Raw genomic sequence first — 22,534 nt, forward strand, 5'->3', positions numbered from 1 at the left:
GATGACGGCCCCGGAAGGGTGACGTCGGCTGCCGCCGATCTTAATGAAGAAAGGAGCCGCATGCCATGCGCGATTGGCGAGAGATTGAACTGTGGAAGGATGTCACCGAGGAGCAGTGGAATGACTGGCTGTGGCAGTTGACCCACACCATCCGCAAATTGGACGATTTGAAGAAGGTGATCAATCTGACGCCGGAAGAGGAGGAGGGCGTGGCGATTTCCAAACAGACGATTCCCCTCAACATCACGCCCTACTACGCCCTGCTGATGGATCCCGACGATCCGAGGGACCCCATCCGCATGCAGGCGGTGCCCGTGTCGTCGGAGATCATCCGGACGCCCTACGACATGGAGGACCCCCTCCTGGAGGACACCGACTCGCCGGTTCCGGGTCTCACCCACCGCTATCCGGACCGGGTGCTGTTTCTGATCACCAACCAGTGCTCCATGTATTGCCGTTACTGCACCCGGCGCCGCTTCTCCGGCCAGATCGGGATGGGCGTTCCGAAGAAGCAGATGGACGCCTGCATCGAGTACATCCGCAACACCCCGACGGTGCGCGATGTGCTTCTCTCGGGCGGAGACGGGCTGTTGGTCAACGATCGGATTCTGGAGTATCTGCTGAAGAACCTCCGGGAGATTCCCCATGTGGAGATCATCCGGATCGGGACCCGGGCCCCGGTGGTCTTCCCCCAACGGATCACGGAGAATCTGTGCAAGATCCTGAAAAAGTACCATCCGATCTGGTTGAACACCCATTTCAACCATCCGAAGGAGATCACCCCCGAAGCGAAACGGGCCTGTGAAATGCTGGCGGACGCCGGCGTCCCCCTGGGGAACCAGTCGGTCATCCTGGCGGGGATCAACGACTGCCCCCATGTGATGAAAAAACTGGTGCACGAACTGGTGAAGATCCGGGTCCGTCCGTATTACATCTATCAGTGCGATCTGTCCGAGGGGATCGGCCATTTCCGCACCCCGATCTCCAAGGGACTGGAGATCATCGAATACCTGCGGGGGCACACCTCGGGCTACGCGGTGCCCACCTTCGTGGTGGACGCTCCGGGAGGCGGCGGCAAGATTCCGCTTTCGCCCAACTATATCCTGTCCCAAAGCCCCACCAAGACGGTACTGAGAAACTTCGAAGGCGTGATCACCTCTTATCCGGAACCGCCCAATTACCGTCCCCATGATCCGGAATCCTGCGAGTACTGCCGGCAGGCCAAAGGGAAGCAGGAGGGGATTGCGGCGCTGATGAGCGACGAACGCCTCAACCTGGAACCGAAGCACCTGCTCCGGGAGGGCCGGCGCAGATCCCGCTCCCCCGAACCGACCCAGGCGTAAAGGACTGTGCTGCCCGAGACTTGGACGGGAAGGGAGATGAAGAGCCTCGCGATCGTCGGGCTGTCCAAAAACGCGGGCAAAACGACGGTGTTGAATCACTTGTCGGGGTGGGCCCTCTCCCGCTCCCTTCCCGCGGGGCTGGTCAGCATCGGGGTGGACGGCGAGGAGCGGGACGCCTGGAGCGGCCGGCCCAAGCCGCAGGTGCTGATTTCCGGGGGAACGGTGGTGGCGACGGCCGGATCTTGCCTGGATGTGCGGGCCGGCGCCTGGGAGGTGCTGGAGGAGCTGCCGGTCCGCTCTCTCCTGGGTCAGGTTTTTTTGGCGCGGGCGCTGCGGCCGGGGACGGTGAAGCTGGCGGGCATTTCCTCCGCGAAGGGGATCGATCGGGTATTGGAGGGTTTCAGACGGCACGGCGTCCGCCTGGCCCTGGTGGATGGAGCCTACGACCGGAAGGCGGCGGCGCATCCGATCCGTTCCGACGGAGTGATTCTGGTGGCCGGGGCCGGCGCGGGCAGGACCCTGGAAGAGGTGGTGAGGCGGACCGAGGAATGGGTGCGGATCTTCAGCCTTCCGGCCTGCGGCGATCCGCTGCTGGAAAAGGCGGGAAAAAAGGCTTTGCGCGAGGGGCGTCCGATGGGGGTCGACGGGGAAGGAATCGTGCCCTTTCCCCTTCCGTCCCTCTTGGTCGACCGGGGGAAGCTGTCGGAGGCGGTGGGGAGCCGGCCGTGGACCGCACTGGCCGTCCCCGGCGCCGTGACCGACCGGACGTTGATGTTGCTCGCCCAGTGCGGGTGTTCCTTTCCCCTGGTCCTTTCCTCCCCCACCCACGCCTTTTTCTCCCTTCCTTCGCTGCGCGCCTTTCTGCGGGGGGGCGGAGAGGTCCGTTACCTCGAACGTCCCCGCCTGGTCGGCGTCGCGGTAAATCCCGTCTCCCCGGAAGGGGATGCCTTCGATCCCCGGGAGATGAAGATGCGGATCGCCCGCGCATGCCATCCCGTGCCGGTGACGGATGTGATCCGGGACGGGATCGATGGGGGGTGGGTTGGTGTTCCTTGACGAGCAGACGAAACAACACCTGCTGTGGGCGGATGTCCTCAGGGGATTTCATCCGCGGACGCCGATGGGGAGGGCGGCCTGGAAGCGGCTTGCCCCTTTCCTCCCCGGCCAGGAGCGGGAGTGGGCGGAAGTTTTGGCGGAACAGGAACGGCTCCGGCGGGAGGCGGAAAGGGATCCCGACTGGGGGCGCGGGATCGATGCCTGTCTGTCCCGGGTTCCCGATGTGCTCCCCCTTTTTCCCCTCCTGCGCGGGAGACAATCCCCGGGCATCTCCGGCTGGTTTCAGCTGAAGGGATTTTTGTGGCAGGTGAAGGCCCTGGGGGAGCGCCTCGCGGAAAAGGGGCTCCAATCCCTTTTGTCGGATGTGGACCAAGACCTTTGCCAGACCCTTCTTCACCGGCTCAATCCGGATTCTCCCCTCACCCCCTCCTTTTCCCTCGCACCCGCCTTCGATGAACGGCTCGGCATTCTCCGCGGGCAGCTGGAACGGCTGGATCGCGAAATCCGGGAGGAGCGGGAGGCGCTGGTCCGGGAAATCGCGGAGGCATACGGGGTCCGCCCCAACCGGTGGGGGGAATGGGTGGTGGACCGCCGGTCCGATGCCTCCCGCCGGATGGCGGAGGACCGCCGCCTCCTCTTGGTGCGGGAGAGTGCCTTCGACCGCGTGTTCGTCCCGGCGCTGTCCCCGGAAGGGGAAAGGCGGAAGAAAGAGCGGGCCGAACTGGAAGCCCGGATCGAAGCGGTGGAGGGGGAGGTGATGCAGAGGCTGGCGGCGGAGTTCGCTCCCCATGTTCCCGCCCTGGAAAGGGCTGCGGAGGCGGTGGCCCGGTTCGATCTGCAGTGGAGCCGGATGGAGGCCGCCCGAAGATGGGGAGGCTGCCGCCCCCGGTTGTCCAAAGGTTCCATCCGGGTTTCCGGGGGAGTGCATCCGGCGGTGGCCGAACGGCTGCGGAAGGAAGGGTGCCGCTTCACACCGGTGGACATCCGGGTGGACAAAGGGGCGACGGTGATCGTCGGTCCCAACATGGGAGGAAAGACGATGGCCCTTAGAACCCTGGGGCTGATCGTCGCTTTGGCGCAGCACGGATTTTTCGTCCCCGCCGCCCGTTGCGAGATGCCCCTGGTTTCCTTCGTTTCCGGAGTGATGGGCGACGGCCAGGACGCCAGGGAGGGGCTCAGCACCTTCGGGGCGGAGGTGAAGCGGGTGGCGGAATGGTTCGGGAAAAAAGGGGGGCTTCTCCTGATCGACGAGATTGGCCGCGGGACCAACCCGGTGGAGGGGGCGGCCCTGTCGGCGGCGGTGACCGCCCGTCTCGCCCGGTCCGACCATTGGGCGGTCCATGTCACCCATTACGGGGAAGTGTTGGAGGTGGCGGGGATTCGCAGGTATCGGACGGCCGGGTTGAGGGAGGAGGGGGGAAACCGGGAGGATTGGACGGGGGACGACTGGTCTTCCCGGATGGATTTTCGCCTGATCCCCCTGGCCGAGGGGGAGGGAGTTCCCCGCCAGGCGCTTTGGATCGCCGAGGCGATGGGAATGCCCCGGGAGATCGTGGAGGATGCCCGGCGGCGGATCGCGGGGGAATCGGGGAACGCTGAGGGATCGAGCGATGGAAGGAAGCGGGCGGAAAGACCGAAGGCGCCGGAAAAGGGGTGACGGGCACGCCTCACAAGGGTGCGCACCTTGTCCGACAGAGAAGTTTCAGGGGTTTTTGGAGCGACGATTCATCGCGGGAGGTGGGAATGCGTGGAGGGGAAACTGCGGCTCGATCCCGGGCAGATTGCCCGGGCCCGGCGGGCGGCGGCGGAAATCGCCGCCGATGTGGATCGGTTTATCGCCGATCGCACGACGGTCGCCGTGGAGCGAACCGTCCTGCGCCTGATGGGGATTGACGGGGTGGATGCCGAGGGGGTTCCCCTGCCCAATGTTCTGGTGGACCGGATCCGGGAGTCGGGGGGAATCGGGATCGGAGCGGCACCCTGGGTGATCAACGCCATGCTTCACACCGGGGCCAGTCCCCAGGAAGTGGCGGAAGGGGTGGCGGACGGCTCCCTCGACCTGGCCCGCATTCCCTGGGCCGGCCGTGAAGCGATTCGCACCAAGGGGAAGGAATTGGCCGAGGCCGGCCTGGGCCTCATCGAACGGAACCGGCGGGAGCGGGAGGAGAGGATTCGCCGGCTGGGCGAGGGAAAACAGCCCTACCTTTATGTGATCGTGGCCACCGGCGACATTTACGAGGACGCCGTCCAAGGGAAGGCGGCGGCGCGGCAGGGGGCCGACATCATCGCCGTGATCCGCAGCACGGGGCAAAGCCTGCTCGACTACGTCCCCTACGGGGCGACCCGGGAAGGTTACGGCGGGACCTTCGCCACCCAGGAGAATTTCCGGATCATGCGCCGGGCCCTGGATGAAGCCGGCGAAGAGACGGGAAGATATATCCGCCTCTGCAACTACTGTTCCGGCCTCTGCATGCCGGAGATCGCCGCCATGGGGGCCCTGGAACGGTTGGATGTGATGCTGAACGACGCCCTCTACGGCATTTTGTTTCGGGACATCAACATGCAGCGGACCCTGATCGACCAGTCCTTTTCCCGGATGATCAACGCCTATGCCGGCATCATCATCAACACCGGGGAGGACAACTATCTGACCACCGCCGACGCCGTGGAAGCGGCCCACACGGTGCTGGCTTCCCAGTTCATCAATGAGCAGCTGGCCCTGCTGTCCGGCCTGCCTCCGGAGCAGATGGGACTGGGGCACGCCTTTGAGATGGACCCGGACCTGGAGGACGGGCTGCTGATGGAGATCGCCCAGGCCCAGCTGGTCCGTCAGATTTTTCCCGACGCCCCCCTCAAATACATGCCCCCCACCAAGCACATGACCGGAAACATCTTCAAGGGGCATGTCCAGGATGCGATGTTCAACCTGGTCGGCATCCTGACGGGACAGGGGATTCAGCTCCTGGGGATGATGACCGAAGCGATGCACACTCCCCATATCCACGACCGGAAGCTGGCCATCGAATCGGCCCAATACATCTTCAACAATGCCCGCCATTTGGGGGAGGAAGTGCGGTTCCGGCCCGGGGGGCGCATCGAGCGCCGCGCCCGGGAGGTCTTGGACAAAGCCGTCGCCATGCTGGAGGAAGTCCGGAGGATCGGCCTGTTTCGGGCCATCGAGCGGGGCCTGTTTGCCGACGTGAAGCGGGCCTTCGACGGCGGGCGTGGACTGGAGGGGGTTGTGGAGAAGGAGGACGGTTACTACAACCCCTTTGAGGAGGCGCTCAGGGAGCGGCTCGGACTTCCCGGAAGGGGGGATGAAGTCGATGGACGTGGATCTCACCCGCGTGAAACCCTACGGGGACACGATGAATGACGGCATGGTCCAGCTCGGTTTTTCCCTCCCGGTTCCCTGCGGGGAGGAGGCCCGGGAGGCGGCCCGCCGGCTGGCCGCCAAGATGGGCCTGGAGGAGCCGCAGGTGTATCACATGGCCGATCTGGGCGAGGGGTTCACCTACTTTATCGTTTACGGGAAGTGCATTCATACCGTGGATTTTACCGCCATCCGCGTGCCCAAGGTGGACGCGCCGACGATGGATTTTTACGAGATCAACCGGTTCATCCGGGAACGGATCGGACGCAAGGTGGTGGTCTTGGGCGCCTGTACGGGAACCGACGCCCACACGGTGGGCATCGACGCCATTATGAACATGAAGGGGTACAAGGGGGAATACGGACTGGAGCGGTATCCGGAGATCGAAGCCTTCAACCTGGGGAGCCAGGTGCCCAACGAGGAACTGGTGGCCAAGGCCCTGGAACTGAACGCCGACGCGCTCCTCGTCTCCCAGGTGGTGACCCAGAAGGGGGTCCACATCACCAATCTGACGGAACTGGTGGAACTCGTGGAGGCCGAGGGGATGCGCGATCGGCTGATCCTGGTGTGCGGCGGTCCCCGGATCGATCACGAACTGGCCCTGGAGCTGGGTTACGATGCCGGCTTCGGACCCGGCACCCTTCCGCCGGAGGTGGCTTCCTTCATCGTACAGGAGCTGGCCCGGCGGCTTGAGCAGGGGCGCATCGGAGCCTGAGGCATCAAAGGTTTCCCGGGCGGGAGGCGGAGGAGGTGCCGCTGACCGCGACGGGGGCGGGAAGCAGACACTCAAGCAAGGAAACCGGAGCGGAAATCCGCTCCGGTTTTTTTTCTTTGCTTCCGCGAAAAATCGCGGGTCCCCTCTTGGATGCAAATCAACCTGGCTCAGGTCACCCGCCCGGTTCGAATATTGAATACTCGCGGCCTTTGTATTACATTACAATCGGACGGTGTTTATTAAATCTACAAGACATATACTTTGATATTCAATATTATACAGATATTTACAAACCTCCAATCTCCTAGAAACTCGGCCGATGGATTGGACACCGCACAAAAAATTTAGGGCTGGGGCTGGATTCATGGAGCAGACAGTCAACACAACTGTCCGGCTTTCCCGCAAGGAGAAATATCGGAAAAACAGGACCTACCATCCGATCGTTTGGTTTTTGATCGTCGGAACCGCCGTAACCCGCGTCGCCTCATTCATGAGCCTTCCGTTTCTGGCCATTCATCTTTCCGACAACCTCCATCTGAATTCCTCCATGATCGGCATCATCCTCGGCATGAGCGGCTTGACGGGTGCCCTGGGGGGCTTTTTCGGGGGGTACCTGTCGGACCGGTGGGGGCGCAGGCCGATCATGCTGATCGCCTTTGCGGCTTGGACCGGGGTTTTTTTCGGTTTCTGGCTCGCGGAACAGCCGCTTCACTTTTTGGTTCTGAACGGATTGAACGGCCTTTGCCGCTCGTTTTTCGAACCGACCTCCCAGGCCTTGATGGCCGATGTGTCGCGCCCCGAACAGCGCCTCCGCATCTTCAATTTGCGTTACGTCGCCATCAATGTGGGCATGGTGGTCGGCCCGGTGATTGGCTCCTATCTGTATTATCTCGTCGGCACCCAGGTTTTTCTTTACACCGGAACGGTGTATGCGATATACCTGTTCTTCCTTTTCAGGATCCTGCTCAAATATCGCCGGGATGCGGCCAAGCGCGGCGGCGAGCACATTCTTTTTTCCGAATGTCTGGCGGTGATCCGGCGGGATCAGGCCCTGGGGTATTTCGTACTGGCCGGGATTCTGTTTTTTACCGTATACGCCCAAATCGATTCTTCCCTGCCGATTTTTCTCGCGCAATTGGGAAAGAGCCAGCTGTATCCCGCCCTGCTCGCCATCAATGCGGGAATCGTGGTGCTGTTTCAGTATTTCGTTTCCCGGTGGACCGAAAAAAAGAGCATTCTGACGAGCCTGCTGGTCGGAAACTCCTTTGTGATATTTGGATTTTTCACCTTCGCGGCCGGTGAGGAACCCTCCGTTTTCATCACGGGAATCATCCTGATCACCTTCGGGGAGATTCTGATTTTTCCCGTATCCAGCCTGTTTATCGACCGGCTGGCGGACGATCGGCTGCGCGGGACCTATTATGGCGCCAACCAGTTTTCCCAGTTGGGGCTGTTTCTGGGGCCGCTGATTGGCGGGTGGCTGCTGGAGGTTGTCGGCGGGCGCAATCTGTGGTGGCTGATGGTGCTGGCCACCCTTTACATCACCTGGTTTTACGCCCTGGGATACCGGAAGTACGCGCGCAAAAAGGGTTACAACCTGGTGGACGTCATCCGGCGCGTGCTGGTGGATCTGCGCATGATGGCGCTGTTCAAAGCGCTGGCTAAATCCGTTCCGATCTTGACGCTGATTGTCCTGTCGGTCCTTCTTTCCTATCGATTCTTTGAAGCTCGGCTGGAAGCCCCGCCAAGAACCCAGACGGTTCAGGTCCAAATCTCTCCGGAAGCCAATCTGTTCGAGATCGGAAAACAATTGGAGAACAAACAGCTGATTCACAATTACATCCTGTTTCCGCTCTATGCCACGGGTTATTCGCTCTTCAAGCAGGTGTACATACAGCCCGGCGTGTACCAGATTCCGCGGGAGATGGGCCTGGAGGAAATCATGCGCACGCTCTCCAAAGGCACCTACCAGGTGGTGATTCCGGAGGGGGCCACGGTTTCCGACATCGCGGACATTCTTTCCTATTACGGCGTCCCGAAGGAAGAGTTTTTACGGGCCGCCAACAGGAAGGATTATCCCTTCGATTTTGTCCAACAGATTCCGGATCACCGTCCCTACCGCCTGGAAGGGTATCTGCAGCCGGGGAAATATGAATTCCGCGTCGACGCATCGGCGAAGGAGATCGTCGAGACCATGCTGTACCGCTTTGACGAGATGCTCGACGAAAAAACCCGAAAAAAATTGGAAAAAGGGAATCTCAGCATCGACCAGTGGGTGATCGTCTCCTCCCTGATTGAACAGGTGGAGCCCCATCCGTCCAACCGCCCCTATGTGGCCCGTCTCATGTATGATCGATTGAATCGGGGGCAGAAATTGGGAATCTGGTCGATTCCCCAACCCTATTCGCGGATCAAGCGCTATTACACGTCCTTGTATCCGGGCCTTCCTCCCGGTCCGATCAACAATCCGGGGAAGGATGCCCTGCAGTCGGCGATCAACCCCGCGGACAGGCAATCTCCCCCGCAGGAATAAAGGCCGAGACCCGGAAGGTTCTCGGCCTTCTTGTTCCGGAAGGGAGGAAAAGTTTTACAAATATCGAAATCATTATAATAATCCGTCTAACCCATGGAGGATGGACGGCCGCCCTGAGCAAAGGGGGTTTGTCCCGCGGAAGGCGTTTGTTTTCCGCAGGAACACCTTTTAAAGGAGCGAGGGTTTCGTGAAACGGGAAAAACTGTGGCGACGCATCGGTGCGTGGACGGTCATCTTCCTGCTGGGATTCGGACTGACCGTTCCGGCCGGAATTGCCGGGAATGTGATCGCTCAGCCGAATCCCGTCTCCACCGGCAGCGGCGAGGAGCCCTCCGTGGTCCGGGTGGCCGTGGCGGATCGGGCGGACCTGGAACGGCTGATAGCCGGTGGAACCGACGTGACCGAATATGTCCGCCGGACGCAGGAAGGAATCGAAGTGGACGTGGTGGTGACGCCCAGCCAGTTAAAAAAGCTGGAGAAGCAAGGGGTTCGCGTGGTTGAAACCCTGTATACTCCCTCTGAATGGCGCGCGCGGGTGAAGGAGAGGGAGGAGGCTCTGGCCGAAAAAAGGGCGGTGACGGCCGCCGCCGACACCGTAAAGATCCTGCGGGCGGATTACTTTGAGAACGACACGGGCGCCTTCCTCTCGGTGGAGGCCAAGGCCGGTTCCGGAGAGATCCCCGAAGTGATTCTCACCGCCCGGTGGGACAAAGGTCCCGGCACCCCGCCCGGTTCCGGTGGAGAGGCGACGATGGAGCGGTTTACCGACGCGGGAGTTTACATGTACCACCGGATGTTGGTGCCGGTCTCCCACCGGCCGTCGTCCGTGCAGGTGACGAGCAGCCAAGGAGGCGTTGCCGAGGCGAAGGTGAGGGAATGGCCGGGGAAAGGGCCGAAAAAACCCTCTCCCCACTACGTGAAGGATTTCATCAGCCACTACATGACTCCCACCGAAGCGATGGAGCGGATCGAGCGCCTGGCGCGGGAATATCCGCACTTGGCGGAGATCATCGAATTGCCCTATAAAACCAACGGATACCGGAGAAAAGCCCAGGCCGTGCTGGGCAGCCGGGATGACAACAAAGTGGTGATCACCTCCCGGGCCTGGGGGCACGAAGGCGGCAACCGGCTCGCGGTTGAAGCCGTCCATCCCGAAAAGCCCAATCATCCCCTCACCGTCCGGGTGAAGGATGATCTCATCACCGTGGAGCTGGCCACCGACGCCTCCGGCTCACCGGTCAGCAGCGCCGCGGAGGTGGCCGCCGCTTTGAATGACCAGGCGGGCCGGTGGGTGACGGCCCACACCTATCGGGGCAATCCGGGCGGCGGCCGGGTGGAGCCCCAGGAGGCGACGCCCCTGTCGGATCACCTGGAGGCCCCGGACCATGTTTCCCGGGATCCCTTCACCGTCAAGGCGATCCGCATCGGAAAGCACCGGGACGGTTCCCGGACGGGGGTGCTGGCATACGCCCAGGAGCACGCCCGGGAATGGGTGACGCCCTTGGTGGCGGTGGAGACGGCGGAGCGAATGCTCCGCAATTACGCCCACGACAAGGAAACGCGGAAGCTGGTCGACAACCTCGATATCTTCATCATCCCCTCCGTCAATCCGGACGGCGCCCATTACAGTTTCTACGATTACAACATGCAGCGGAAAAACATGGCGAATCATTGCGGTGAAGAGCGGTCCGATCCCGGGTTGCGCAACCAGTGGGGGGTGGATGTCAATCGGAATTACGCGGTCGGTTCCTTCTTCGACGGATTTAGCGGCGCCTCCGGTGATTGCCTGAGTCAGGTGTACGCCGGCCCGGGAGAGTTGTCGGAACCGGAGAGCCGGAACGTGATTGCGCTCGTCGATCGGCATCCGAACATCAAGTTTGCCATGAACATTCACAGCTACGGCGGCTATTTCATGTGGTCCCCCGGCGCGTACAAGCCGGATGGGCGGGAAACGCTCAAGCGGTCGGACCCGGGAGAAGAGGCCTTCTTCTGGGCTGCTTCGGAGCGCATATTGGCCGCGATCCGGGAGCATCGGGGCACGGTGATCCTTCCCGGCCAAACCGGTCCGGTGGTGGATGTTCTCTATTCCGCAGCGGGCAACTCGGCGGACCAGCTGTGGTATGAAAAGGGGATCTTCGCCTGGAATTTTGAAGTGGGGGCCGACCGATGGGATCCGGAGGCGAAGCGTTGGCGGTCCGTCGGCTTCCAACCCCCATTTTCCGAAGGACATGAAGAGGCGATGGAATTCAGCGACGGATTGATCGAACTTTTCCGCGTGGCCCTGGACTACGGAAAGGATAAAAAACCCCCCAAGACCCGGACGGTTCCCCGTCCCGGAGTCCATAAGGGGCCGGTCGAAGTCCGTTTTGAATCGAGCGAGCCGGTGACCATCTACTATACGCTGGACGGCAGCCGGCCCACCTTCCGATCGGCCAAGCTGAAAGCCGCCGGCTTGCGGGAAGGGGCGGAGACCCTCAGGATCGACAAGACGACCACCATCCGGTGGTTCGCCGTGGACATGGCCGGAAACATCGAGAATCGCTACGATCCGGACGGCAAAGGGAACAACGACCGGCGGGCCACCTACATCATCCGAAAATAGAGGGAAACGGGGCGGAATCCATCGATTCCGCCCCGTCGCCTTGAATCAGGGGTTTTCGATCTTTTTCCAGTCGGTGTGGGGATGTTCGTAGCTGAGCCGCTCATAGGTTTCGAAGCTGTTGTAACCGCCGCGCTTGAGGCTGTAACTCTGCTTGAAGGAGATCACCCGCCACTTTCCGCCCACATTTCTCACTTTCACCATGTAATCCTTTTTGTCCGCCTCGCGGTAGATCAGGTAGGTTTTCAGCCCGGGCTGGATGTGAGGATCCTGGGGTGATTCGGTGATGAAGATGGCGGAATTGGAAGGGCGGATTTTCCGGGTTTCCTCCACGCGCCACCTCAGGTCCTCCGCCTTCTTTTGATCCTGCAGCATGGCTGCGGCCCGTTCCAGGTCTCCCTGGACCCAGACGGCCTTGTAAAACTGGACCGCGGCCTGCTCCGCGTCGGAGAGGTCATTGGACTTGCATCCCGTCCACAGGAAAACCGCCGTTAAGATCAACCAAACAGCAGACCAAGGATTCCTCAATATGGACCACCTCGCCAAAAAACTCCCGCACCGGGAAGAGCGACATTCTGTCTCTGTAGTTTGTGGACCCGCACGGATTTTCATGCGCCGGGGCGCTCGCCGCCGCAGAATCGGACCCATCTGGGGCCGGTCGGGAAATCCCCTTCGAAAGCCTTTTTCTTCCTTCCCCTCGACAAGAATCCGAAATCCGAGTACGATGAAAAGGGTTTCATTTCGGAGGAAGAAAAAATGAATGAATGACCACTCATTTTGTGGTATAATTTGTTGCAAACGCGACGTTTTTGAAAAAGCAGAATGAACCGTCTTCGGGGCAAGGCCCTGCGGAATGTTCGGGATTCCTTTTGAGGAAACCTTGAGAAGGCAGATCCGAAATCTCCTCCGGTCTGTGCGATCCCGCATAACGCGTGAAAGGAGTGACACCGGTGTCTCTCTTGGAAGTGATCAACCTCATCGCATTTCTTCTGATCGCGGGATATGCCGTATATCTGTTCGCTTACGTGGTGTACAGCCGGTACACCTTTATCCGCCTCGGAAAACCGGCCAATCTGAAAAAGGATCTGAAGAACCGGCTGAACGAGGTGCTTGTGAACGTTTTCGGCCAGCGCAAACTGCTCAAGGACAAGAAGAGCGGGATCATGCACGTGGTCATGTTTTACGGTTTCATCATCATTCAATTCGGAGCGATCGACCTGTTTATCAAAGGGTTGGCGCCGGGTTACCACCTGCCGGTTCCGGCTTATCCGGTGTTCACCCTCCTGCAGGAGATCACGGTTTTTGCCGTTTTGCTGGCGGCCCTGTACGCCTATTACCGGCGGTTTATCGAGAAGCTGCCGCGGCTGAAACGGGGATGGAAAGCGGGACTGGTGATCTGGTTCCTCACCTCGTTGATGCTTTCCATCCTGCTGTCCGCCGCCTTTGAACAGCTGTGGCTGGGACATGAAGCCTCCTGGGCGACGCCGGTTTCCTCCCTGATCGCGGCGCCCTTTGCTCCCTGGTTGTCCGAGGAGGCGGCGGGGGTGCTCTTCTATGTGTTCTGGTGGGCCCATGCCCTGATCCTGTTCACCTTCCTGGTGTACGTGCCGCAGTCGAAGCACTTCCACCTGATCGTGGCGCCCATCAACACCTTCCTGAAGCGGCAGGGCCCCCCGGCCAAGCCGTCCCTCATCGATTTTGAGGATGAGTCGGCCACCTCTTACGGGGCGGGCAAGATCGAGGATTTTGATCAGAAGCAGCTGATCGATCTGTATGCCTGCGTGGAATGCGGACGCTGCACCAGCGTCTGTCCTGCCGCCGGAACCGGGAAGATGCTGTCGCCGATGGACCTGATCGTGAAGATGCGGGATCACCTGACCGCCAAAGGAGCGGCCATCACTTCCCGTTCGCCCTGGGTGCCCGCCTTCGCCTTCAGCGGAGCCAACCAGGCCGCCCTGGGAGTGGAAGTGACCCGGGAGGAGGACGGCTCCTACAATTATCCGATCAAACTGGTCGGCGATGTGATCACCGAAACGGAATTGTGGGCCTGCACCACCTGCCGGAACTGCGAAGAGGCTTGCCCGGTGATGAACGAGCATGTGGAAAAGATCATCGACATGCGGCGTTACCTGGTTCTGACCGAAGGTGAGATGCCCGCCGAGGCGGCCCGCACCTTCCAGAACATCGAGCGTCAGGGCAACCCCTGGGGAATCAGCAAGAAGGACCGCTACAATTGGACGGAGGATCTGGATGTTCCCGTTCCGACGGTGAAGGAACAGAAGGATTTCGAATACCTGCTCTGGGTCGGTTCGATGGGCTCCTACGACAACCGGAGCCAGAAAGTCACCCGCGCCCTGGTGCGCCTCCTGCACCATGCGGGGGTCAAGTTCGCCACCCTCGGCAAAAAGGAGAAAAACTCCGGGGACACGGCCCGGCGCATGGGGAACGAGTTCCTGTTCCAGCAATTGGCGATGGACAACATCCAGCAGTTTGAAAAATATAATGTGAAGAAAATCATCACCCTGGATCCCCACGCCTACAATGTCTTCAAGAACGAATATCCCGACCTGGGATTCGAGGCGGAGGTTTACCACCATACCCAAATTTTGGCGAAGCTGATCCGGGAGGGGCGGATCCGTCCGACCAAAGAGGTGAAGGAGCGGGTCACCTATCACGATTCCTGCTACCTGGGCCGCTACAACGACGAGTACGATGCGCCCCGGTTCATTCTGCAGTCGATCCCCGGCATCGAGCTGGTGGAAATGGAGCGCAACCGCGAAAACGCCATGTGCTGCGGCGCCGGTGGCGGCATGATGTGGATGGAGGAAAGGGAGGGCGTAAGGGTCAACACGGCCCGGACGAAACAGGCTCTTGCCGTCCGTCCCAGCCTGATCGGCAGCGCCTGCCCCTACTGCCTCACCATGCTGAGCGACGGCACCAAGGCGATGGAAGTGGAAGACCAGGTCAAGACGATGGATGTGGCCGAGGTGTTGGAGATGGCCGTCGACTTCGACGACCAGGCGGAACAGGCGGAAGGGGTTCACTGATCCTCCTTTCCGCCCGGCCGCACAAGCTCCCCGAAGGCAGAAGCCTCGGGGAGTTTTTTGATTGTGGTTCGCGTTTGTGCATAACGTTGGGATCTTTTATCCGTTCCGAACATAAAGGCGCACGTCCGCCGCGGAGGGGGTGGACGTGCGCTTTTCATTGATTTCTATAAACAGCGCCATCCGCGATCAGCTGCTTTTGCAGCTCCTTTACGTCAATTTCCTTCGGGATGGCATTTTGCGTCAAAGCGAGGGCTGCGGCGGATCCCGGCCAAGAAGATTTCCCTCGGGATTTCATCTTTTTTTAAGGAAGGGATTCCGTTGCGGGCGCAGTTGAACCGGTACGAACCATCCGGATTGTTCGGGGCGGCTTTGATGCAGATCACCCGTTTCATGATCCGGCCGTTTTCCGGTGAGTGCCGATCCCGAAATAGGGAAAAAGTCATCGAAAACGCCAAGGGCGGCAAACCGCCCGACACGGCCACGCCTTACCTTAATTTCGCCTTCCTGGGCGGGCTGATGTTTTGATCGGCTTTGTGCTGCTCAAATTCCGCAAGGTGAAGGCAGATCTCCATTTCTCGAAGGGGTCATCGCACGGGAGCGGGCGCCGGTCCGCTCCTTTTTCATGGGAATTACGGGGGCGCGTCGTAGCTTAAGTTCGTCCGACATATCCATGCGGCAATGTTTCCCCGGGACGCATCTTTTCGTGCAGGCGAAAAATTGCGCCCTTTGGGGGAATCCTCCCGGGGAACGGTTGCGCGAAGGAAGGCGGAGGAATTATGATGGAAATAGCTTCCCATTCCGCGGATCAAGAGGGGTTTTTCTGGTAGCGCATCTTGAATGGAATTTGAACATTGCCGCGATTTCGCGAACAATCCATGGGAGATGAATCGTTTTGGTGAATCGACCCTTTTCCGTGTTCATGGTGCTGCTCCTTTTCGCCGCGATTCCGACGGCTTTTGCCGAGGACGGCCGGGGGACGGAGGTGGAAGACGAGGCAGGCCCTGCGGGAACCGGTGCGGGAAACCTCGGGAACGGGGCGGAGGAAATTCTTGACGACGGCGATTCAGCGGGGTTTGACGGAGAAATCTTTCCGCCCCGAAACGAAGATGCCGGCGCCGCCGGCGAGGCGAACGGAAATGAAGAGAGCAGGGGCGAGGAAGAACCGGGAGACGGCAAGGATGACGGAGAGAAAGCCGTTCCCGGGCTGATCGTCAGCGCGGGGATCGGTTACACGATCGTGGACGGGGAACGGGATTACACGGTGAGCATCGATGCGCTTCTTCCGTATGAAAAGTCAGCCGACGGAAAATTTGAGATTCTTCTGGACGGGCGGAAACCGGTGGAATGGGACTGGGAGGACGGAGCGGGCGGACTGAACGCTTCGGCGTCCTTTAAGGTGGACAAGCCGGGTACATACGAAGCTTTCGTAAGATTTAAAGGAAATGTGGACGGCAGAGAGGTCGTCCTGGAGGCCGGGAAAACCGTCCGGTTTCCCGGAAGGAACTATCGCCTCGAAGTCACCTATGACGGAAAGCGGACCTTCGGCGGAAAGCTGTCGGGCGTGAAGGAAGCGAAGGGGACCTGGTTCATCGGGGTTTATGATCACCGCAGGGAGGACCGGTTGCTGGAGGAACATTGTTCCGATTCCTTCTCCTCCCTTGCGCATGCGCACACTTTCAAGAAGCTGAAGCCGGGAACCTATGATGTGTTGGTGACCTTTGGCGGCGTGGCTGACGGCATCGAGGTGGGCGCCACCGGCATTCTGAGAGGGGTGGAGATCAAGGGGGACGGCACCGGCAAGATCCGGGTTTCGGACCAATCCCCCTCAAAGGCGGCCGACGATCCCGGCAAAGGGGAAAAAATCATCGGAGGCGCCAAGGGAGGCGCGCTGCCGAAGACGGGCACCCCTTATCCCTTCTTCCTTTTGTCGGGGTGGTTGATGCTCTCGGCCGGACTTGTCCTCATGATCCGAAGGATTCGGCGAACCTGAGTCGGGCGCACTTCCTCACCACCTTCTGCGCGGGGTGGGCCCTTTTTTATTGGCAGCCGGATGACGCGGCGTTTTGAGATAGGACCGGGGTGGAACCGGGCTCCGGAAGGCTCGAAACCGGAGGATTCCGGATGTGCGGGGATTGTCGTCCCCGACGGAAGGGCCGCCTTCGGCGCGGGTTTCCGGAGAAGGGGCGCCGCTCCGATGCGGGTCCTGCGGACGGTTGCGGAATCCCGCCGGACCCGATATCATGAAAATGGACTGATGTGGCCGTTTTTCAGCGCAATTCGCCCACGAGGAGCGGTTTCATCTCATGGGACGGAGACAGGGAAATGCCCACGGGAGGAGGAAAGCGGACGTGGTTGTCCGTTCGGTCGCCATCGCGCTGATCGTCATCGGGGCTTCCATGCTCCTCTACAACGGGTATCAATGGTGGGATCAGATCCGCGTGGCGGTGCATGATCCGGAACTGGCGATGTCGATCGCGGACAACTGGGATGACCGGAACTGGCAGAAGCCCCTCAAGCAGGGGGTGGATACCGACTGGAAGCCGGAGATCGGCGAGGAGATCGGCCAGTTGATCATCCCCCGGATCGGGGCGATCCTTCCCATCATCGAGGGGACCGACGAGGAGGAGTTGGCCAAGGGGGTCGGCCATTACGTGGGATGGGGAACCGTGCTTCCCGGGGAGACGGGACATGCGGTCCTCTCCGGACACCGGGACACGGTATTTCGCCGGGCCGGGGAATTGAAGGACGGTGACCGGCTGTACGTGAAGATGAAGGACGGGAACGTCTACACCTATCAGATTCGCAAGCGCTGGATCACCCACGCGGAGGACCGGACGGTGATTGTGCCCAAAAAGGAGCCGATTTTGACGCTGACCACCTGCTATCCCTTCGATTACGTCGGGAATGCGCCGGACCGTTACATCATCCAGTCCGAACTGATCGAGGTGCGCACACCCGCGGCGAATCAACGTCTCAAATAGAAGATGGGATCTTGTGACAGGAGCGGCCCGTCCGCTCCTGTTCGCGTTTCGGAAAAGAAGGCGCCACCTCCGGCGGGGAGTGGCGCCGTTTGCCTTGCAAATGGGATTTCCCGCCTGCCTGCTCCGCGGATGAATGCCAGAAATAACCCGGTTGTCAAAAGAATATTCAAAGGATATGCTAAAAGGGAAGCGTTTTCTTTTTGCACGGAACCCGAGCGAGCGCTCGATAAGGTTTTCGCGCAACATATACGGAGGTGACAGCCTGTGGCGGAAACGGTGGTATTGGGCGGTGCCCGCACCCCCTTTGGCAAGTTCGGCGGAGCGCTGAAGGATCTGCCCGCCGTGGAGCTGGGCGGGATCGCCATCCGGGAGGCCCTGAACCGGTCGAAAGTCCCGGACGATCAGGTGGATGAAGTGATCATGGGCATGGTGTTGCAGGGCGGGGCCGGACAGATTCCTTCCCGTCAGGCGGCCCGTCGGGCGGGTCTTCCCTGGGAAGTGCAGACGGAGACGATCAACAAGGTGTGCGCCTCGGGCCTGAGAAGCGCCACCCTCGCCGATCAGGTGATCCGCGCCGGCGATGCGGACGTGGTGGTGGCCGGCGGGATGGAGAGCATGAGCAACGCCCCCTATATCGTTCCCGGCGCTCGCTGGGGGCAGCGGATGGGGGACGGGAAGTTCATCGACCTGATGATCCACGACGGGTTGTGGTGCGCCTTTGACGGGGTGCACATGGTGGTGCACGGAAGCAATGTGGCGGCCGAGTACGCGGTGAGCCGGGAAGAGCAGGACGAGTGGGCCCTGCGCAGTCACCGGAGGGCCATCGCCGCCATCGATTCCGGCAAGTTGGCGGAAGAGATCGTCCCGGTGACGGTGAAGTCCCGCAAGAAAGAGGTGGTGGTGGATCAGGACGAATCCCCCCGCCGGGACACTAGTCTGGAAAAGCTGGCATCCCTTCCCCCGGTTTTCCTGAAGGACGGATCGATTACCGCCGGCAACGCTCCGGGGGTGAACGACGGGGCGGCGGCCTTGGTGCTCGCCTCCGCCAAGAAAGCGGAAGAGCTGGGCGTAAGGCCGATGGCGCGCATTCTCGGACACGCCGCCGTGGGGATGGAGGCCCGCTATTTCCCGATCACTCCGGCCTATGCGGTGAAAAAGCTCCTGAAAAAACACGATCTGACCATCGATGACATCGATCTGTTCGAAGTGAACGAAGCCTTCGCCGCCGTCACCCTGACCAACGGGAAAATCCTCGGTTGGGACCAAGAGAAAGTAAACGTGAACGGCGGTGCGGTGGCCCTGGGTCACCCGATCGGAGCCAGCGGCGCCCGCATTTTGCTGACGCTCATCTACGAGCTGCGTCGCCGCGGCGGCGGACTGGGGGTGGCCGCCATCTGCAGCGGGGCCGCCCAGGGCGACGCCGTCCTGGTCCGGGTGGATTGACATTTCCCGGGAAATAAAACATCCGAGGAGGTTGATCCGATGGAGATTCGCCGATTCAGCGTCATCGGAGCCGGTCAAATGGGAAGCGGCATCGCCCAGGTGGCGGCCCAGGCCGGAATGGAAGTGGTGATGCACGACCTGGAGGAGGAACGGGTCCAAAGGGGACTCCGCGGAATCGAGAAAAACCTGAAGCGGTCGGTGGACAAGGGGCGGATCGCGGAGGAGGAAATGACGCAGGTCCTGAACCGGATCCGCACGACGACGGATCTGAAGGAGGCGGCCGAACATGCGGACATCGTGGTGGAGGCCGTCGTCGAAAACATGTCCGTGAAGCAGGAGGTGTTCCGGAAACTGGACGAATGGTGCCCGGAACACGCCATCCTGGCCAGCAACACCTCTTCCCTTCCGATCACGGAGATCGCCGCCGTGACGAAGCGGCCGGAAAAGGTGATCGGGATGCACTTCATGAATCCGGTGCCGGTGATGAAGCTGGTGGAAGTGATCCGGGGCCTGGCCACCGCCGACGAGGTGTATGCGGAGGTGGAGGCCCTGGCGCGGAGGATGGGCAAGACCCCGGTGGAAGTGAAGGATTTCCCCGGCTTTGTCTCCAACCGGGTCCTGATGCCGATGATCAACGAGGCCATTTATGCGGTCTATGAGGGGGTAGCCACCCCGGAAGCGGTGGATGAGGTGATGAAGCTGGGGATGAATCATCCGATGGGGCCCCTCACCCTGGCCGATTTCATCGGGTTGGACACCTGCCTCTACATCATGGAGACCCTGTATGAAGGGTTCGGCGATCCCAAGTACCGGCCCTGTCCCCTTCTCCGCAAATATGTGAAGGCGGGTTGGTTGGGCCGCAAGACGGGACGCGGATTTTACGTGTACGATTCGTGACCCGTCGCTTGCCCCTTGAAGAGACGGTCAGGCCGGCGGTCGGACGAGGAGGATGTTTCATGGAATTCACCTTTACTCACGAGCAGGAAATGATGCGCCGGATGGTCCGGGATTTCGCCCGGGATCGGATCGCCCCGGCCGTCAAGGAGATGGATGAAGAGGACAAATTTCCCCGGGCGGTCATCGACGAGATGGCCAAGCTCGGATTGATGGGCATTCCCATTCCGGAAAAGTGGGGCGGAGCGGGAGCCGATTTCATCTCCTACATCCTGGCCCTGGAGGAGATTTCCCGCGTCAGCGCCACCGTGGGCGTGATCGTCGCCGTCCACACCTCGGTGGGGACGTTCCCCATCCTGCGCTACGGGACCGAAGAGCAGAAGAAGAAATACGTCACCCGCCTGGCCCGCGGGGAATATCTGGGCGCCTTCGCCCTGACCGAACCCCACGCAGGCTCCAACGCGGCGGCGATCCGGACCCGGGCCACGAGGGTCGGGGACAAGTACATTTTGGACGGAAGCAAAATATTCATCACCAACGCGAATGAGGCGGACGTGTACATCACCTTTGCCGTCACCGATCCGGACAAGGGAACGAAAGGCATCACCGCCTTTATCGTGGAAAAGGACACCCCCGGGTTTTCCGTCGGGAAAAAGGAGAAAAAGATGGGGCTCGGCGGCTCCAACACCTCCGAGTTGATTTTCGAGCGGGCGGAGGTTCCCGTCGAAAACCGCCTCGGGGAAGAAGGCCAGGGATATGAAATCGCCCTGTCCAACCTGGCCGGCGGGCGAATCGGCATCGGGGCCCAGGCCCTCGGCATCGCGGCGGCGGCGCTGGAACAGGCCACGGCCTACGCCAAGGAACGGGAGCAGTTCGGCAAACCGATCGCCGCGCAGCAGGCGATCCAGTTCAAACTGGCCGACATGGCCACGCGGGTGGAGGCGGCCCGTCTCCTGGTCTACCGGGCCGCCTGGCTCCGGCAGCAGGGACATCCCTGCAAGAAGGAGGCGGCGATGGCCAAGATGTTTGCCTCCGACACGGCCATGGCCATCGCCACCGAAGCGGTCCAGATCTTCGGCGGATACGGATACACCCGGGAATACCCGGTGGAGCGGTTCTTCCGGGATGCCAAGATCACCCAGATCTATGAGGGAACCAACGAGATCCAGCGGATTGTCATCGCCGGGGAACTGCTGAAGGGGCGGTAAGAGAGAATACGGAACCGGTGACCGCCGGTTGCGGGAGTGGAGAGAAACCGACGGGGAACGGAAGACCATCCCAGGGCCCCGAGGTCCGGGAAAAAGGGAACTCTCCGGATGAAAGAGCGGGGGAGAGGCGGGAATGTGCGCCCGGCTCCTCCCGGTCCGGGGATTTTGCGCGAAAACCTTTGACGGGAGCGATGGCCATGGAGTTTCGATTGAGCGAAGAACATGAAATGATGCGGAAAATGGTCCGGGAGTTCGCGGAAAAGGAAGTGGCTCCCACCGCCGCGGAGCGGGACGAGAAGGAGGAATTCGACCGGTCCCTCTTCGACAAGATGGCGGAGCTGGGGCTGACGGGAATTCCCTGGCCGGAGGAGGAGGGGGGCGTCGGCGCCGACTATCTGAGCTATGTGATCGCGGTGGAGGAGTTGTCCCGGGTGGATGCTTCCGTCGGCGTCACCCTGTCCGCCCACATCTCCCTCGCCAGCTGGCCGATTCACAAATTCGGGACGGCGGAGCAGAAACAGCGCTTCCTGCGTCCCCTGGCGGAGGGGAAAAAATTGGGCGCCTTCGGCCTGACGGAGCCGGGATCCGGCTCGGATGCGGCCGGGATGCGGACCACCGCCGTTCGGGACGGGGATTCCTACGTGCTGAACGGGAGCAAAATTTTTATCACCAACGGCGGGGAGGCGGAAATCTACGTCGTCTTCGCCCTCACCGACCCGGAAAAGAAACACCGCGGAATCACCGCCTTCATCGTGGAAAAGGGAACGCCGGGATTCTCCTTCGGGAAGAAAGAGCAAAAGCTGGGCATCCGGTCTTCTCCCACGCTGGAAATCCTCTTTGACAACTGCCGGATTCCCGCCGAAAACCGTTTGGGCGAAGAGGGCGAAGGTTTCAAAATCGCCATGATGACCCTGGACGGCGGGCGGAACGGCATCGCCGCCCAGGCGGTGGGGATCGCTCAGGGCGCCTTCGATGCGGCCCTCGCCTACGCCAAGGAGCGGGAGCAGTTCGGCAAACCGATCGCCGCACAACAGGCGATCCAGTTCAAACTGGCCGACATGGCCACCCGGATTGAAGCGTCCCGCCTGCTCACCTACCAGGCGGCATGGCTGGAAAGCCGGGGGCTTCCCTACGGAAAGGCGTCGGCGATGGCGAAGCTGTTCGCCGGGGATACCGCCATGGATGTGACCATCGAGGCGGTGCAGATCTTCGGAGGATACGGTTACACCCGGGAGTATCCGGTGGAGCGGATGATGCGGGATGCCAAGATCACGCAAATCTACGAAGGCACCAACGAGATTCAGCGGCTGGTGATCGCCCGCCACCTGCTGAAGGATTGAGG

Annotated in this window: 16 protein-coding genes; 15 read left to right on the forward strand and 1 reads right to left on the reverse strand. The window is 61.0% G+C overall.

What is annotated here, in order from left to right; translation table 11 throughout:
• Positions 1-65: 65 nt before the first annotated feature.
• The 7 genes from kamA to BM063_RS18135 all read left to right on the forward strand — a co-directional run bounded on the left by kamA (position 66) and on the right by BM063_RS18135 (position 11,622).
• Positions 66-1,343: a lysine 2,3-aminomutase gene (kamA, locus tag BM063_RS04210; protein ID WP_092036156.1), complete on the forward strand. Its 1,278-nt coding sequence runs from the start codon at positions 66-68 to the stop codon at positions 1,341-1,343.
• Positions 1,344-1,379: 36 nt separating this feature from the next.
• Positions 1,380-2,399 carry a lysine 5,6-aminomutase reactivase subunit KamB gene (gene kamB, locus BM063_RS04215; protein ID WP_092036158.1) on the forward strand — a complete coding sequence of 340 codons (1,020 nt, stop codon included), beginning with the start codon at positions 1,380-1,382 and terminating at the stop codon, positions 2,397-2,399.
• Positions 2,389-4,056: a lysine 5,6-aminomutase reactivase ATPase KamC gene (gene kamC, locus BM063_RS04220; protein ID WP_092036160.1), complete on the forward strand. Its 1,668-nt coding sequence runs from the start codon at positions 2,389-2,391 to the stop codon at positions 4,054-4,056. The genes kamB and kamC overlap by 11 nt, the downstream gene beginning before the upstream one ends.
• Positions 4,057-4,146: 90 nt before the next feature.
• On the forward strand, positions 4,147-5,775 hold the full coding sequence (gene kamD / locus BM063_RS04225; protein ID WP_092036162.1) for a lysine 5,6-aminomutase subunit alpha: 1,629 nt from the start codon (positions 4,147-4,149) through the stop codon (positions 5,773-5,775).
• Positions 5,726-6,487 carry a lysine 5,6-aminomutase subunit beta gene (kamE, locus tag BM063_RS04230; RefSeq protein WP_092036164.1) on the forward strand — a complete coding sequence of 254 codons (762 nt, stop codon included), beginning with the start codon at positions 5,726-5,728 and terminating at the stop codon, positions 6,485-6,487. The genes kamD and kamE overlap by 50 nt, the downstream gene beginning before the upstream one ends.
• 364 nt (positions 6,488-6,851) lie before the next feature.
• A complete protein-coding gene (locus BM063_RS04235) occupies positions 6,852-9,020 on the forward strand; it encodes an endolytic transglycosylase MltG (protein ID WP_177198970.1) in 2,169 nt (722 codons plus the stop codon).
• Positions 9,021-9,207: 187 nt separating this feature from the next.
• Positions 9,208-11,622, forward strand: coding sequence for a M14 family metallopeptidase (locus BM063_RS18135; RefSeq protein WP_218154408.1), 2,415 nt, complete (start codon positions 9,208-9,210; stop codon positions 11,620-11,622).
• Positions 11,623-11,667: 45 nt separating this feature from the next.
• On the opposite strand, the gene BM063_RS04245 is transcribed toward BM063_RS18135, so the two are convergent.
• A complete protein-coding gene (locus tag BM063_RS04245) occupies positions 11,668-12,147 on the reverse strand; it encodes a hypothetical protein (protein ID WP_143085229.1) in 480 nt (159 codons plus the stop codon).
• 422 nt (positions 12,148-12,569) lie between these two features.
• Between BM063_RS04245 and BM063_RS04255 the strand changes: the two genes are divergently transcribed.
• From BM063_RS04255 to BM063_RS04290, 8 genes are all read left to right on the forward strand, one after another.
• Positions 12,570-14,666, forward strand: a complete 2,097-nt coding sequence (locus BM063_RS04255) for a (Fe-S)-binding protein (RefSeq protein WP_092036172.1) — start codon at positions 12,570-12,572, stop codon at positions 14,664-14,666.
• Positions 14,667-14,984: 318 nt separating this feature from the next.
• Positions 14,985-15,191, forward strand: coding sequence for a hypothetical protein (locus BM063_RS17190; protein WP_143085230.1), 207 nt, complete (start codon positions 14,985-14,987; stop codon positions 15,189-15,191).
• Positions 15,192-15,561: 370 nt separating this feature from the next.
• The gene (locus BM063_RS04265; protein ID WP_177198971.1) at positions 15,562-16,656 is read left to right on the forward strand and encodes an LPXTG cell wall anchor domain-containing protein; all 1,095 of its coding nucleotides are present in this window, start codon (positions 15,562-15,564) and stop codon (positions 16,654-16,656) included.
• A gap of 358 nt (positions 16,657-17,014) precedes the next feature.
• Positions 17,015-17,647, forward strand: a complete 633-nt coding sequence (locus BM063_RS04270; protein WP_245752011.1) for a class D sortase — start codon at positions 17,015-17,017, stop codon at positions 17,645-17,647.
• A gap of 264 nt (positions 17,648-17,911) precedes the next feature.
• Positions 17,912-19,090, forward strand: coding sequence for an acetyl-CoA C-acetyltransferase (locus BM063_RS04275; RefSeq protein WP_092036180.1), 1,179 nt, complete (start codon positions 17,912-17,914; stop codon positions 19,088-19,090).
• A gap of 39 nt (positions 19,091-19,129) precedes the next feature.
• Complete coding sequence (locus tag BM063_RS04280; protein WP_092036182.1) at positions 19,130-19,987, forward strand: 3-hydroxybutyryl-CoA dehydrogenase; 858 nt, start codon at positions 19,130-19,132, stop codon at positions 19,985-19,987.
• A 59-nt stretch (positions 19,988-20,046) separates the two neighbouring features.
• The gene (locus tag BM063_RS04285) at positions 20,047-21,192 is read left to right on the forward strand and encodes an acyl-CoA dehydrogenase (protein WP_092036184.1); all 1,146 of its coding nucleotides are present in this window, start codon (positions 20,047-20,049) and stop codon (positions 21,190-21,192) included.
• A gap of 197 nt (positions 21,193-21,389) precedes the next feature.
• Positions 21,390-22,532: an acyl-CoA dehydrogenase gene (locus tag BM063_RS04290; protein WP_092036351.1), complete on the forward strand. Its 1,143-nt coding sequence runs from the start codon at positions 21,390-21,392 to the stop codon at positions 22,530-22,532.
• Positions 22,533-22,534 lie beyond the last annotated feature (2 nt).

Source organism: Planifilum fulgidum (assembly GCF_900113175.1).
Classification (GTDB): Bacteria; Bacillota; Bacilli; order Thermoactinomycetales; family DSM-44946; genus Planifilum; species Planifilum fulgidum.

Excerpts from the sequence above, each read along its gene's own strand:
- kamA (WP_092036156.1), top strand. The coding sequence starts at position 66 with ATGCGCGATTGGCGAGAGATTGAACTGTGGAAGGATGTCACCGAGGAG.
- kamB (WP_092036158.1), top strand. The coding sequence starts at position 1,380 with ATGAAGAGCCTCGCGATCGTCGGGCTGTCCAAAAACGCGGGCAAAACG.
- kamE (WP_092036164.1), top strand. The coding sequence starts at position 5,726 with ATGGACGTGGATCTCACCCGCGTGAAACCCTACGGGGACACGATGAAT.
- BM063_RS04235 (WP_177198970.1), top strand. The coding sequence starts at position 6,852 with ATGGAGCAGACAGTCAACACAACTGTCCGGCTTTCCCGCAAGGAGAAA.
- BM063_RS04280 (WP_092036182.1), top strand. The coding sequence starts at position 19,130 with ATGGAGATTCGCCGATTCAGCGTCATCGGAGCCGGTCAAATGGGAAGC.
- BM063_RS04285 (WP_092036184.1), top strand. The coding sequence starts at position 20,047 with ATGGAATTCACCTTTACTCACGAGCAGGAAATGATGCGCCGGATGGTC.
- BM063_RS04290 (WP_092036351.1), top strand. The coding sequence starts at position 21,390 with ATGGAGTTTCGATTGAGCGAAGAACATGAAATGATGCGGAAAATGGTC.